Here is a 12321-nt window from a genome sequence, read left to right on the forward strand (position 1 = left end):
CCCAGCGCCAGGATCGGCGGGTCGGCCGACAGCGCATTGAAGAAGCTGAACGGCGCGGCATTCACCCGGCCCTCGGCGTCAATCGTGGTAACCAGCGCAATCGGCCGGGGCACGACGCTGCCGATGAGGATTTTGTATTTTTCCCGGGGACTCAATTCACGGAAATCAAAGCTGTGCATGGCAAACATCCTTGGGGTAATGGATCGATGGCGTCCAGGCAGATTGAAACCTGCAACTCAGCCTCGAAGGCGATATTCTGCGCATCGAAACGCACAAAACCGGTTTGACCTAAAATGGTGCGCTGGTCTTATTAATTGCATGCAATGTTTGGATGCAATCTAGAAATACCTCGAATCAAACGGCTGGCGCAACCCCTGTCGCCGTGGCGGGACGCTCGCGACGGCAAGGTTGCCCCGCGCTCAAGGAGTATCTGAATGGAAGAAAAGAAACTCGAGACGACGGTCGACCGCGTCTATCAAGGGGTTTACGAGGCAATCAGCAAGCGTTCGTTGCGCCCCGGCATGAAACTGGGCGAGGCCTCGCTGGCGCAGTTGTTTAATGTCAGCCGCACGTCGGTTCGCGCCGCGCTCAAGCAGTTGGAAGCCGATGGACTGGTCACCACCGAGCCCAATAAAGGTGCGTCGGTGTCATTGCCCAGCGATGAAGAGATCCGTTCGTTGTTCGAAACCCGGCGTCTGGTCGAGATCGGCATCGTCACCGAGCTGTGTCGCCGTCGGGACACTGCCGCGATGCTCGATCTGCGCGAACACTTGCTGCTCGAAGATCAAGCCGCTGACAGCGGCGACCACGAAAAGCTGATTCATCTGCTCGGTGAGTTTCACCTCAAACTGGCCCGCAGCCTGAACAACCCGGTGCTGCTGGACTGGTTTCAGAAGCTGATTTCCCGCGCCTCCTTGTACGCCGCCGCGCTGGATGACGACAGCCACGAAGTCTGCCGCGACAACGAGCACCTGCGCCTGATCGAGTACATCGAGGCCGGCAATCAGAGCGCGGCCATCGAGCTGACCTGCATGCATCTTAACGGCATCGAGAAGGCGATTCTCGATGTCGCCGCGAAAATGAAAACCGGTTATCACCCGCTCAAGCACCTGATTGAGGTCTGAGCTGGCGCCAAGGAAATCAGCTATACCTCAGATGAAACCTCTGGCGTCGACGATGCTCGAAACACACGGGCGCCGCGTTGCAGGCGTGGCGTACTTCCTGACCAACAGCACAGGACATTGAGTCAGTCGATGCAGTTTTTATCCGATAGTCATGGGTGTGCCGGATGGGGTGGTGACATGGCCAGCCGCATTCGTGCCTTTGATTGGAGTGGCACTGAACTGGGGCCGATCCAGTCTTGGCCAGCCAGTCTCTACAGCGCAGTGCAACTGATGCTGGCCTCGCCACTGCCGATGGTGATGCTCTGGGGCCGTGCCGGCCACATGATCTACAACGACAGTTATTCGGCTTTTGCTGGAGGGCGTCATCCCTATCTGCTGGGGACGCCAGTGGAGTTGGGTTGGCCGGAAGTCGCCGACTTCAACCGCAACGTCGTTGACACGTGTCTGGCCGGCGGCACCTTGACCTATCACAATAAACAATTGGTGTTGTTGCGTGACGGCGTGCCCGAAGACGTCTGGCTGGATTTGTATTACAGCCCCGTGGCCGACGACGGCGGCCGACCTGCCGGGGTCATGGCGATGGTGGTGGACACCACAGAATTGATGATCTCCGAGCGGCTGCGCGAAAGCGCCGAGAACGCCTCTCGCGCCGATAACGAACGGGTGCGCCTGGCACTCAATGCCGGCGCCTTGCTCGGCTCGTTCGTGTGGGACATCAAGCGCAACGTGCTGTCGGCCGACGAGCGTTTTGCCCGGACGTTTTCGTACCCGGCCAATCAGGATCTGAGCTGTCTGCCTCAGGAAATCGCTGAAGCACACGTTCATCCCGATGATCTCAGTTGGGTGCATGAACGGGTCAATCATTCGCTGAAGACCGGTGAGCCTTATAACGCCGAATATCGCGTGTTGCGCCCGAACGGCAGTTATTTGTGGGTGCTCGCCAGCGGTTGCTGCGAGTTCGACGAAGAAGGCCAGCCGTTGCGCTTCCCCGGCGTGTTGCTCGACATTAATGAGCGCAAAAATGCCGAAGAATCGCTACTCAAATTCACCCGCAACCTGGAGCAACGCGTGGCCGCCGAGGTCGAGGCGCGACTGATGGCTGAAGAGCAACTGCGCCAGTCGCAGAAACTCGAAGCCATTGGCGGGCTCACCGGCGGCGTGGCCCACGATTTCAACAATCTGTTGCAGGTGATTGCCGGCAACCTGCACCTGCTGGCGCGGCATGAGCCGGACAACAGCAATGTGCAACGTCGGGTCAGCGCCTCGCTGGCGGCAGTGGAGCGCGGCGCCAAGCTTTCATCGCAACTGCTCGCGTTCGCCCGCCGGCAACCGCTGTCGCCGGCGGTGTGCGATCCACGGCAGATCTTTGAGGGCGTTGGCGAGTTGCTGCAACGGGCCCTGGGCGAAACCATCCAGATTGATGTGCGCCTGCCCGAGGAACACTGGAATGTTCATGTCGATCCCAACCAGATGGAAAACGCCATTCTCAACCTGGCGATCAATGCCCGTGACGCCATGCAAGGGGAGGGCACGATTGTGCTCGGTGCCGAAAACGTCGTGCTCGATCACGCATTCTGTGCCGGCAAAGGCATCGTCGCCGGTGACTTCGTGCGGGTCTCGGTGAGTGACAGCGGGGTGGGCATTGCGGCGCACATACTTGAACAGGTGTTCGAACCGTTCTTTACTACGAAGGCCGACGGCCAAGGCACCGGACTGGGCTTGAGCATGGTGTTCGGCTTCGTGAAACAAAGCGGTGGACATGTCGAGATCGACAGCACCCCGGGCCAGGGGACGCGGGTCGAGCTGTACTTTCCCCGCAGCCTGCGTTCGACCGATCAGCCGCCCGCCGAACTTGACGTCGAGCACTGTCGCGGTCACGAAACTGTGCTGGTGGTTGAAGACAACGATGCGGTGCGCACCTCGGTCGTGGAGCTGCTGCGTGAGGAAGGCTACCGCGTGTTGACCGCCGCCAATGGCGACAGCGCCATGCAGATGCTGCTGGAAGGCGTGGAGGTGGATCTGATTTTTACCGATGTGGTCATGCCCGGGTTGATCAAAAGTTCGGATCTGGAGGCATGGGCCAAAGTACAAGTTCCACCGGTGCCGGTGCTGTTCACGTCCGGCCATACCCGCGACATCATTTCGCGCAACCATTTACTCAGCTCTGACACCCATCTGCTGGACAAACCCTACAGCCCCGAAGCGCTGCTGCGCCATATGCGCGTGGTGCTCGGTGGCTGACTCGATCAAGGCAGGCCGATGACCTCAAAACGCAGTGCCCGCACTGTCAGCGGGATGGTTCAAGTGCGCGGCGCCCGCGAACATAACCTCAAGAACGTTGATGTCGACATCCCCCGCGATGCCCTCGTTGTGTTCACCGGGGTGTCCGGTTCGGGGAAATCATCCCTGGCATTTTCGACGCTGTACGCCGAAGCCCAGCGGCGTTATTTCGAATCGGTGGCGCCTTATGCGCGGCGCCTGATCGATCAGGTCGGCGTGCCGGATGTCGACTCCATCGAAGGCCTGCCGCCCGCCGTGGCGCTGCAACAACAGCGCGGCACGCCAAGCACGCGCTCATCGGTGGGCAGCGTGACGACACTGTCGAGCCTGATCCGCATGTTGTATTCCCGCGCGGGCAGTTATCCGCCGGGGCAATCGATGCTGTATGCCGAGGATTTTTCGCCTAACACGCCGCAAGGTGCTTGTCCTGAGTGTCACGGGTTGGGCCGTGTCTACGAAGTCACCGAAGCGCTGATGGTGCCCGATCCCGACCTGACCATCCGCCAGCGCGCCGTCGCGTCATGGCCGCTGGCCTGGCAGGGGCAGAACCTGCGCGACATCCTTGTGACCATGGGCATTGACGTCGATATCCCGTGGCGCAAACTGCCCAAGAAACAGCGCGACTGGATTCTCTTCACTGAAGAAACCCCGACCGTGCCGGTGTACGCCGGCCTGACACCGGAAGAAACCCGCGTCGCCCTCAAGCGCAAGATGGAGCCGAGTTATCAGGGCACGTTCACCGGCGCGCGGCGCTACATTTTGCACACGTTCACCCATTCGCAAAGCGCGCTGATGAAAAAGCGCGTGGCGCGGTTCATGCTCGGCAGTCCGTGCCCGTTGTGTGACGGCAAGCGCCTGAAACGTGAGGCGCTGTCGGTGACCTTCGAAGGTTTCGACATTGGTGAACTGTCGCGCATGCCGTTGCTGCAATTGGCGCAGGTATTGGAGCCGGTGGCGACCGCAGGCTATCTGGATCGCGCCGAGGAAACCGGCGAAACCCTAAGTCATGCGCAAACTCGCGCGGCGCGTCAGCAGCGCGTGGCCGAGGGCGCCAGCGGTCATGCCAGCGCGCCGGATGTGCGGCACACGCCCAACCTGTCGCTGGAAAAACGCCTGGCGGCCCAGCGCATCGCCGAGGATTTGCTGGATCGGGTCAGCACCCTCACGAGTCTCGGTCTCGGCTATCTGGCGCTGGAGCGCAGCACGCCGACGCTGTCTTCCGGAGAACTGCAACGACTGCGACTGGCCACGCAATTGGGGTCGCAATTGTTTGGCGTCATCTATGTTCTCGATGAACCGTCCGCCGGCCTGCATCCGGCGGACGGCGAGGCGTTGTTTGAGGCGCTGCAACGGCTCAAGGCTGACGGCAATACGCTGTTTGTGGTTGAGCATGATCTGGAAACCATGCGCCGTGCCGACTGGCTGATCGACGTCGGACCCGAGGCGGGCGAACACGGCGGGCGAGTGCTGTACAGCGGTGTGCCGGCAGGCCTTGCCGAGGTCGAGCAGTCGCAGACCCGCGCGTACCTGTTCGCTGACCATCAGCATCAGACCCGCGAGCCGCGCAAGCCCTCGGCGTGGCTGAAACTGGCGGGGATCAGCCGCAATAACCTCAATAATCTTAGCGTCGAATTTCCGCTGGGGTGCTTCACTTCGGTGACGGGTGTGTCGGGCTCCGGCAAGTCGAGTCTGGTCAGTCAGGCTTTGCTGGAACTGGTAGGGGCGCAGCTTGGGCGCGTGGCCAGTGAGCCCGAGCCTGACGCGCCGGATCTCGAAGACGATGCGCCACAGTTCAGCACTGGGCAAATTACCGCTGGACTGGAATCGATCAAGCGTCTGGTGCAGGTGGATCAGAAACCCATCGGCCGCACGCCGCGCTCGAATCTGGCGACCTACACCGGCCTGTTCGACAACGTGCGCAAGCTGTTTGCCGCTACACCGCAGGCGCGAGAGGCGGGGTATGACGCCGGACAGTTTTCCTTCAACGTGGCCAAGGGGCGTTGCCCGACCTGTGAAGGAGAGGGGTTTGTCAGCGTTGAGTTGCTGTTTATGCCCAGTGTTTACGCGCCATGCCCGACGTGCCACGGAGCCCGATACAACCCGCAGACGTTGGCGATTGAGTGGCAGGGCTTGAGCATTGCCCAAGTGCTGCAACTGACCGTGGACGAGGCAGTTGAAGTGTTCGTCGAGCAGCCGGGCATTCGCCGTTCACTGGAGGTGTTGCGCGACATCGGTCTGGGCTATTTGCGGTTGGGGCAACCGGCCACGGAACTGTCCGGCGGCGAAGCACAGCGGATCAAACTGGCTACCGAGCTGCAACGCAACCAGCGTGGCGCGACGTTGTATGTGCTGGACGAGCCGACCACGGGGTTGCACCCGCGCGACGTCGACCGGTTGCTGGAGCAATTAAACATGCTGGTGACGGCAGGGCACACGGTGATCGTCGTCGAGCATGAAATGCGCGTCGTCGCGCAGAGCGACTGGGTGATCGACATCGGCCCGGGTGCAGGCGATCAAGGCGGCAAAATCGTCGTGGCCGGCCCCCCACAAAAAGTCGCCGCCAGCAAAAAAAGCCGCACGGCACCGTTTCTCGCACGCATCATGCCTCCCGGGTAGGAGCTGGGTCGAACCAGACATTTTGATTCGGCCTAGATCCTGTGGGAGTCTGGCTTGCCAGCGATGGCGTCGGGGCAGTCGATGAAAAGGTCGGCCATGCTGCCGTCATCGCTGGCAAGTCAGCTCCCACGGGGATTTTTGTTGGCTCACGGAATCCGAAGTCACCGCCAATCCCTGTAGGAGGGAGCCTGCTCGCGAAGGCTGTGGCTCAGGTGCCGTCGAGGGTGCGGCGTACCTTGTCGAGCAGTTCGCTGATCTGGAAGGGTTTGACCAGCATGTCCATGCCGGCGCCCAGAAACACCTGGCGGTTGATCGCGGTTTCGGCGTAGCCGGTCATGAACAGGATCGGCAACCCTTCGCGCCAGCCCCGAGCCACATCCGCCAGTTCGCGGCCGCTCATGCGTGGCAGGCCGACGTCGGTGAGCAGCAGATTGATCGACGGATCGTTCTGCAAACGCTCCAGCGCCGATTCGATATCTCCCACGTCAGTGCAGTGATAACCGGCGTCTTCCAGCACTTCGGTCACGAACATGCGCACGGCCGGCATGTCTTCGACGATCAGCACATGCTCGCCGCTGCCCAGCGGATCAACGACTGCTGGCGCAATGTCGCTGGCGCCGGTTGGATCGCTGGTTGCCGGCAGCATGATGGTCACTTCGGTACCGCGACGGGCAACGCTGCGGATGTGCGCATCACCTCCCGACTGCCGCGCGAAACCATAAATCGTCGACAACCCCAACCCCGTGCCCTGACCCAACGGTTTGGTGGTGAAGAACGGATCGAACACTTTGCCAATCACGCTGTGTTCGATACCGGTGCCGTCATCGCGCACCGACAGCGCCACATACGCGCCGTCCGCCAGGTTCGGGTCGCCGTGAGAATAGGCCGCGTAAGTGTTTACCCAAATATTGCCGCCCTGGGGCAGCGCATCGCGGGCGTTGATCACCAGGTTCAGCACCGCACTTTCCAGCTGGATTGGATCAACCAACGCAATGGCCGGTTTGGTCGTTAACTCCAGCTTGAGAGCGATGCGTTCACCGATGGTGCGCCCCAGTAATTCTTCCAGCGAGCGCACATGCTGATTGATATCCACGGGGCGCGTGTCGAGCGGCTGTTGGCGTGCAAAGGCCAGAAGACGGTGGGTGAGGGATGCCGCGCTCGTCGCCGAGTTGAGCGCAGCTTCGGCGTAAAACAGCACCTTGTCCGAACGGCCATCCCGGGTACGTTTCTGGATCAGTTCCAGGCTGGTGATGATGCCGGTGAGCAGATTATTGAAGTCATGGGCGATGCCACCGGTGAGTTTGCCCAGCGCGTCCATTTTCTGCACTTGCAACAATTGTGTTTCGGCACGCACGCGCTCGGCGACTTCCTTGGCCAGTTGTGTGGTGGTGTCGTCGAGTTTCGCCAGGTGCGAACGTTCGCGATGGCGGTGTTCAGTGACGTCTTCGACAAACACCAGGCTCAGACCTGGCGCGCGGTAGGGCGAAATTTGCCATTCGGTTTCGCGGATCTGCCCCTCGACCTGCATGTTCAAGGTGCCTTTCCAGCGCTCGCCGTCGGCAACGCGCAGCCGCAACTCGGCAATGATTTCGCTCTGGTCGACGGCAAAACATTGGCGCAGTGCCTGTAAATTCGGGTTGTCCTGAGTCAGACGGGAAAATGCGTTGTTGCATTCGTGCACGGTGAGATCCGCGTCCAGCACGGCAATCGGCGCGGACACGTTGACAAAAATCTCGCGGAACCGTGCCTCGCTTTCGCGCAGGGCATTTTCCGTGTCGCGCACTCGCAGCAAGGTGCGCAGGGTTGCGAGCAGCACGTCCGGGTCGACCGGGTGAATGAGGTACGCATCGGCGCCAGCATCCAGCCCGGTGATGATATCGCCGGTCTGGATTGACGCCGCCGACACGTGAATCACTGGCAGCAGGGCGGTTTGCGGGTCGGCGCGCAGCTTGCGCACGATGTCGAAACCGCTCATGTCCGGCAGATTGACGTCCAGAATCAGCGCGTCGAGCGCTTCGCTGTCAATCAATGCCAACCCGTCGGTGCCGGTGCCGGCCTCCAGCACCACGTAGTCGTGACGCTCAAGACGCCGGCGCAGGGCGTAGCGGGTGGCGACGTTGTCGTCGACGATCAGCAGGCGGATGTCACGGTTCATCGGCAGGCTCCGGGGCAATCGCCAGCGGAATGATCACAAAGAACGTTGAGCCGACATTCGGCGTGCTGTCGACACCCACTTCACCGCCCAGCAATGCCGCAAAACGCTTGCACAGGGACAGGCCCAGACCGGTGCCACGCAGGCGTTTTTGCAACGGCGAGTCGACCTGGGAAAAGTCCTCGAACAACGTACCGTGCAATTCAGGCGCGATGCCGATGCCGGTGTCGCTGACGGCGAAGCGAATATGTTGCGGATCTTCGAGGCGCGCCGAGACGCGAACTTCGCCCCGGAGGGTGAATTTCAACGAGTTGGAAATGAAATTGCGCAGAATCTGCGCAAGTTTCTTGTCATCGGTGTACAGGCGCGGCAAGCCTACCGGCTCTTCGAACACCAGATCCACCGCCGTGGCGTCGACAATCGGCCGGAACATCCCGCGCAACGCGGAGAACAGGTCGAGCATGTCGAACCAGGCGGGCGAGATGGTGATGCGCCCGGCCTCGATCTTCGCCAGATCGAGCAAGTCATCGACCATATCGCTCAGTTCGCGAGCGGCGCCGCTGACGAACGCAACCTGCTTGTGTTGCTCGTCACTCAGCGGCCCGTCGAGCTCATCCGAGAGCAGACTGGCGATGCTCAGGATCGAGCCCAGGGGCGTACGGAATTCATGGCTCATGTACGACAGGAAGCGGCTCTTCAGATCTGAGGCCTGACGCAACTCTTCCGCCTGAGTATCCAGTTCGGCGTACAGGGCGAGCACGCCCTGATTGGTCTCATCAAGTTCGGCGCGCAGGGCTTCGGATTCGTTCTGCAATTGCGCGATGAGCGCCGCTTGTTCGGCGTGGCTCAGGTTGGGCGACTCAGTCATGGGCGGCCTCCAGGGCAACGACCAGCACCGTGACATCGTCGCGCCCGCGACAGAAATCGCGGTGCAGGACGGTGGCAATCACGGCGGGATGACGGTGCACCAGGCCGGGGTAATCTTGAAGATTCCAACGGGACTGCAAACCGTCGCTGTACATGATCAATAGATGTCCGTTCACGTGAGCATAGTCAAAAGGCTGGGCTTTTCGGTACTGGCCGCCGACGATTCCGGGATGCGAGGCCAGTCCACGGGACTTGGCCGCTGTGATCAGGCTCGCGCCGATGTTACCGATGCCGGTGAATCTGAGCTGATCGCTGCCGGATTGATATTGCGCGATGGCGACAGCGCCGCCACGGGTGCCGATCATGGCGTGATGCAGGTCTTCGAGCAACATGACCGGCTCAGAGAAGGGCGCAAATGCAAACGCCTTTGCACCGGCCTTGGCCGCACGCTCGGCTTCCTCGCCGTGGCCCAGTCCGTCAATTACCAACGCGCTGACATTGGCGCCGTTGAACGCCAGATGCCAGGTATCACCGCAGGCCGGGTCGTTATGCAAGGAATGCTGACTGACGCCAATGCGCAGATCCGCTTGCTTGTCGGCGCGCGGATACAGTCGAGCGAGCAATACCGCGCCGCGTGAGTCGGCGTAAACATCGAACACCTCCGCCTGCCGCGACACCGCGCCCAGGCCGATGCCCTGTGTGCCGCCGGTGGAAAAACCGTCCGCCAGACACGCATCGAGATCAAAGCCTTGAGCACGATCCACCGCGAGCATTTCGATGCCGAAGCCGTTGGCGCGTGGCAACACGCGCAGGTGGAACTCGCCATGACTGGCATGCTTGAGCACATTACTCGCCAATTCCGTGGCGACCAGCGCCACTCGCCCGGCATCGGTGTCATCAAAACCGTGACTTTCGGCCAATCGCTGCGCGCTTCGACGGACTTGGCCGATCTGGCTGCTGTCTTCGATCGGGAGCACTTCGGTCAGGCTGCCGCCAATGATCATGTCCATCGGGTGATCGTTATGCGGGTGCCCTTGCCAGGTTCGGTGTCCAGTTCGAACTCATTGACCAGACGCTTGGCGCCGGTCAGTCCCAGACCCAGGCCGGAGCCGGATGTCCAGCCATCGGTCATTGCCAGTTTGAGATCGGGAATGCCGGGGCCTTCGTCGCGAAACAGCAAACGCAGCCCGACACGACCGTTCTCCTCGAGAATCTGCCAGTCCATGTCGCCGCCACCGCCATAGACCACGGTGTTACGCGCCAGCTCGCTGACGGCGGTGACCATTTTGGTCAGGTCGATCAGACGCATGCCGCACTCGGTGGCCAGTTTACGTGCGGTCTGGCGCGCCAGCACAACGTCCTGCTCGATGTGGATCGGTTGGGTGCCGCTGCTGCGCACGCTCATTGCTGACGCACCCGTTCCTGCAGCAGTTTCATGCCGCGTTCGACGTTGAGCGCGGTGCTGACGCCTGGCAGGGTCAGCCCGAGTTCGACCAGTGTGATCGCCACGGCCGGCTGCATGCCGACAATCATGGTTTCGGCGTCCATGATTTTCGACAGCCCGGAAATCGTGCCGATCATTCGGCCAATGAACGAATCGACCATGTCCAGCGCAGAGATGTCGATCAACACCCCGCGCGCCGACGTGCGGCTGATGCGTTCCGACAAATCGTCCTGGAGGGTCAGGGCGAGCTGATCGTGCATGTCGACCTGAATGGTCACCAGCAGAAAGTCGCCCATTTGCAGAATCGGAATACGTTCCATGGCCTTACACCGCTTTGCTGAGGGAAATGCCCAGTCGGGTCAGCGCGAGTTTCAAGGCATCGGCGAGGTTGGCCTTGGTCACCACGCCTTGCAGGTCGAGGCCGAGGTGGACGATGGTTTGGGCAATTTGCGGGCGCACGCCACTGATGATGCAATCGGCACCCATCAGGCGGATCGCGGTGACGGTTTTAAGCAAGTGCTGGGCGACCAGGGTGTCGACGGTCGGCACGCCGGTGATGTCGATGATGGCGATTTCCGAACCGGTATCGACGATGCGTTGCAGCAGCGATTCCATGACCACTTGGGTGCGTTGCGAATCGAGGGTGCCAATCATCGGCAGGGCGAGCACGCCGTCCCACAACTTGACCACGGGGGTGGAGAGTTCCAGCAGTTCTTCCTGCTGACGCTTGATCACCGCTTCGCGGGACTTCTGGAACGTGCGGATGGTGTGCATGCCGAATGCATCGAGCAGCTCGGAAATTTGCAAGAGCTGTTCGGCCAGCAACTCCGGTTGCTCTTTATAGTGGCTTTGCAGCAGGCCGAAAATCGGGCCTTTCAGAGAGAAAATGAAGCTGGCGGTCTGGTGTGAATCCTGACCGAGCAGGGCGCGGCTGTGTGAAAGCTTTTCGAGATACTGGCGAATAGCGTCCCAATCGCCTGAGGCGATGTTGCTGCCGTTGCTGTTCTGCAAGCCTTCGATCAGCAGTTGCAGGAATTCCTTGGTCTGCTGCTGCACGTCATGTTCTTTGATATTGCGGGTGGCGCCGCTGGCGTCCAGTGCATTGAACCATTCGCTCAACAGTCGCGGCTGTTGTGTTTTGAATGCTTCGATAGTGCCGTTCTGCAGTGCTGCCATGTGACGGTTGCTCCCAAGCAAGTGCGGGCCGATTCCCCAAAATAAAGACCGGCGCGGTTTCAATGACCGCTGCCGTTCAAGATAGTTGTTCGTTTTAACGAGGATATTTTGATTTGTCTCACGAAACGTGTCGATCACACCAGTGCGCATTACGCAAAGCAGCGATGTTTTGAACGTTGCCGATGTCGAGGCTTCGAATCTCATAAGGCTCGACTGTTTCAGTCGCGCTTGGTTTGACGAACGAGGTATTTATGAACGACCAAACGAAGCCGCAACAGCAGTCACAGGAAGCGATCGATCGCAACGACCCGGCCATCGATCCGCAAACACCCGGCAATGGTGCTCCATCGGGCAACGGTCAGGCGCAAAGCGCTGATCCTGCGGTGGATCAGAAACAGCAGAACAGTGATAACAGCAACGAATTCAGCCCGGGGTTCAAGCCTGAGCCGGATCGTCCGAAGTCCGGTGACGCCACGGATGCGGATATTGATACGGATGGGGGTTAATTTATAGCGCAAGGAAAAGGCCGCATTGTAATCAGACTGTGTGAAAACCTAGCAATCTGTTGGCCGGTTGAAGAAAATGCCCGTATCGCAAGATACGGGCATTTTTCTTATGCGCTATATCCAAGGTGAAAACCGCTCCCAGAGCGCGCTGTTTCC

At 60.5% G+C, this 12321-nt stretch carries 11 protein-coding genes; 4 read left to right on the top strand and 7 right to left on the bottom strand.

The features are described 5' to 3' along the window. Positions 1–179 (bottom strand): flavin reductase (locus GIW69_RS25685; protein ID WP_236485591.1); only part of this gene is annotated, 179 nt, incomplete at its 3' end. A 255-nt stretch (positions 180–434) separates the two neighbouring features. Between GIW69_RS25685 and GIW69_RS25690 the strand changes: the two genes are divergently transcribed. The 3 genes from GIW69_RS25690 (at position 435) to GIW69_RS25700 (ending at position 6020) form a co-directional block, all read left to right on the top strand. Then, positions 435–1124: a GntR family transcriptional regulator gene (locus GIW69_RS25690; RefSeq protein WP_236485579.1), complete on the top strand. Its 690-nt coding sequence runs from the start codon at positions 435–437 to the stop codon at positions 1122–1124. Between the two features lie 129 nt (positions 1125–1253). After that, positions 1254–3365 carry a PAS domain-containing hybrid sensor histidine kinase/response regulator family protein gene (locus GIW69_RS25695; RefSeq protein ID WP_236485580.1) on the top strand — a complete coding sequence of 704 codons (2112 nt, stop codon included), beginning with the start codon at positions 1254–1256 and terminating at the stop codon, positions 3363–3365. Positions 3366–3383: 18 nt separating this feature from the next. Next, positions 3384–6020 carry an excinuclease ABC subunit UvrA gene (locus tag GIW69_RS25700; protein WP_236485581.1) on the top strand — a complete coding sequence of 879 codons (2637 nt, stop codon included), beginning with the start codon at positions 3384–3386 and terminating at the stop codon, positions 6018–6020. A gap of 208 nt (positions 6021–6228) precedes the next feature. Here GIW69_RS25700 and GIW69_RS25705 read toward each other — a convergent pair whose 3' ends face one another. The 6 genes from GIW69_RS25705 to GIW69_RS25730 are packed head-to-tail and all read right to left on the bottom strand — an operon-like array spanning position 6229 to position 11659. After that, positions 6229–8175, bottom strand: a complete 1947-nt coding sequence (locus tag GIW69_RS25705) for a response regulator (protein WP_236485582.1) — start codon at positions 8173–8175, stop codon at positions 6229–6231. Continuing rightward, positions 8165–9040 (bottom strand): ATP-binding protein, encoded by an 876-nt coding sequence (locus GIW69_RS25710; RefSeq protein ID WP_236485583.1) that lies wholly within the window; start codon positions 9038–9040, stop codon positions 8165–8167. Before GIW69_RS25710 ends, GIW69_RS25705 begins: the two co-directional genes overlap by 11 nt. Next, positions 9033–10043 (bottom strand): ATP-binding protein, encoded by a 1011-nt coding sequence (locus GIW69_RS25715; protein WP_236485593.1) that lies wholly within the window; start codon positions 10041–10043, stop codon positions 9033–9035. The genes GIW69_RS25710 and GIW69_RS25715 overlap by 8 nt, the downstream gene beginning before the upstream one ends. Then, complete coding sequence (locus tag GIW69_RS25720; protein WP_236485584.1) at positions 10040–10444, bottom strand: anti-sigma regulatory factor; 405 nt, start codon at positions 10442–10444, stop codon at positions 10040–10042. The genes GIW69_RS25715 and GIW69_RS25720 overlap by 4 nt, the downstream gene beginning before the upstream one ends. Next, entirely contained in the window at positions 10441–10803 is a 363-nt protein-coding gene (locus GIW69_RS25725; protein WP_236485585.1) for an STAS domain-containing protein, read from the bottom strand. The genes GIW69_RS25720 and GIW69_RS25725 overlap by 4 nt, the downstream gene beginning before the upstream one ends. Positions 10804–10807: 4 nt before the next feature. Beyond that, on the bottom strand, positions 10808–11659 hold the full coding sequence (locus GIW69_RS25730) for an STAS domain-containing protein (RefSeq protein ID WP_236485588.1): 852 nt from the start codon (positions 11657–11659) through the stop codon (positions 10808–10810). A gap of 251 nt (positions 11660–11910) precedes the next feature. Here GIW69_RS25730 and GIW69_RS25735 point away from each other — a divergent pair, with 251 nt between their 5' ends. Next, the gene (locus GIW69_RS25735) at positions 11911–12165 is read left to right on the top strand and encodes a hypothetical protein (protein ID WP_236485589.1); all 255 of its coding nucleotides are present in this window, start codon (positions 11911–11913) and stop codon (positions 12163–12165) included. Positions 12166–12321: the final 156 nt, after the last annotated feature.

Source organism: Pseudomonas syringae, assembly GCF_021605415.1.
In the GTDB taxonomy this organism is placed as follows: Bacteria; Pseudomonadota; Gammaproteobacteria; order Pseudomonadales; family Pseudomonadaceae; genus Aquipseudomonas; species Aquipseudomonas syringae_S.

Excerpts from the sequence above, each read along its gene's own strand:
- GIW69_RS25690 (WP_236485579.1), top strand. The coding sequence starts at position 435 with ATGGAAGAAAAGAAACTCGAGACGACGGTCGACCGCGTCTATCAAGGG.
- GIW69_RS25695 (WP_236485580.1), top strand. The coding sequence starts at position 1,254 with ATGCAGTTTTTATCCGATAGTCATGGGTGTGCCGGATGGGGTGGTGAC.
- GIW69_RS25700 (WP_236485581.1), top strand. The coding sequence starts at position 3,384 with ATGACCTCAAAACGCAGTGCCCGCACTGTCAGCGGGATGGTTCAAGTG.
- GIW69_RS25705 (WP_236485582.1), bottom strand. The coding sequence starts at position 8,175 with ATGAACCGTGACATCCGCCTGCTGATCGTCGACGACAACGTCGCCACC.
- GIW69_RS25710 (WP_236485583.1), bottom strand. The coding sequence starts at position 9,040 with ATGACTGAGTCGCCCAACCTGAGCCACGCCGAACAAGCGGCGCTCATC.
- GIW69_RS25715 (WP_236485593.1), bottom strand. The coding sequence starts at position 10,043 with ATGATCATTGGCGGCAGCCTGACCGAAGTGCTCCCGATCGAAGACAGC.
- GIW69_RS25720 (WP_236485584.1), bottom strand. The coding sequence starts at position 10,444 with ATGAGCGTGCGCAGCAGCGGCACCCAACCGATCCACATCGAGCAGGAC.
- GIW69_RS25725 (WP_236485585.1), bottom strand. The coding sequence starts at position 10,803 with ATGGAACGTATTCCGATTCTGCAAATGGGCGACTTTCTGCTGGTGACC.
- GIW69_RS25730 (WP_236485588.1), bottom strand. The coding sequence starts at position 11,659 with ATGGCAGCACTGCAGAACGGCACTATCGAAGCATTCAAAACACAACAG.
- GIW69_RS25735 (WP_236485589.1), top strand. The coding sequence starts at position 11,911 with ATGAACGACCAAACGAAGCCGCAACAGCAGTCACAGGAAGCGATCGAT.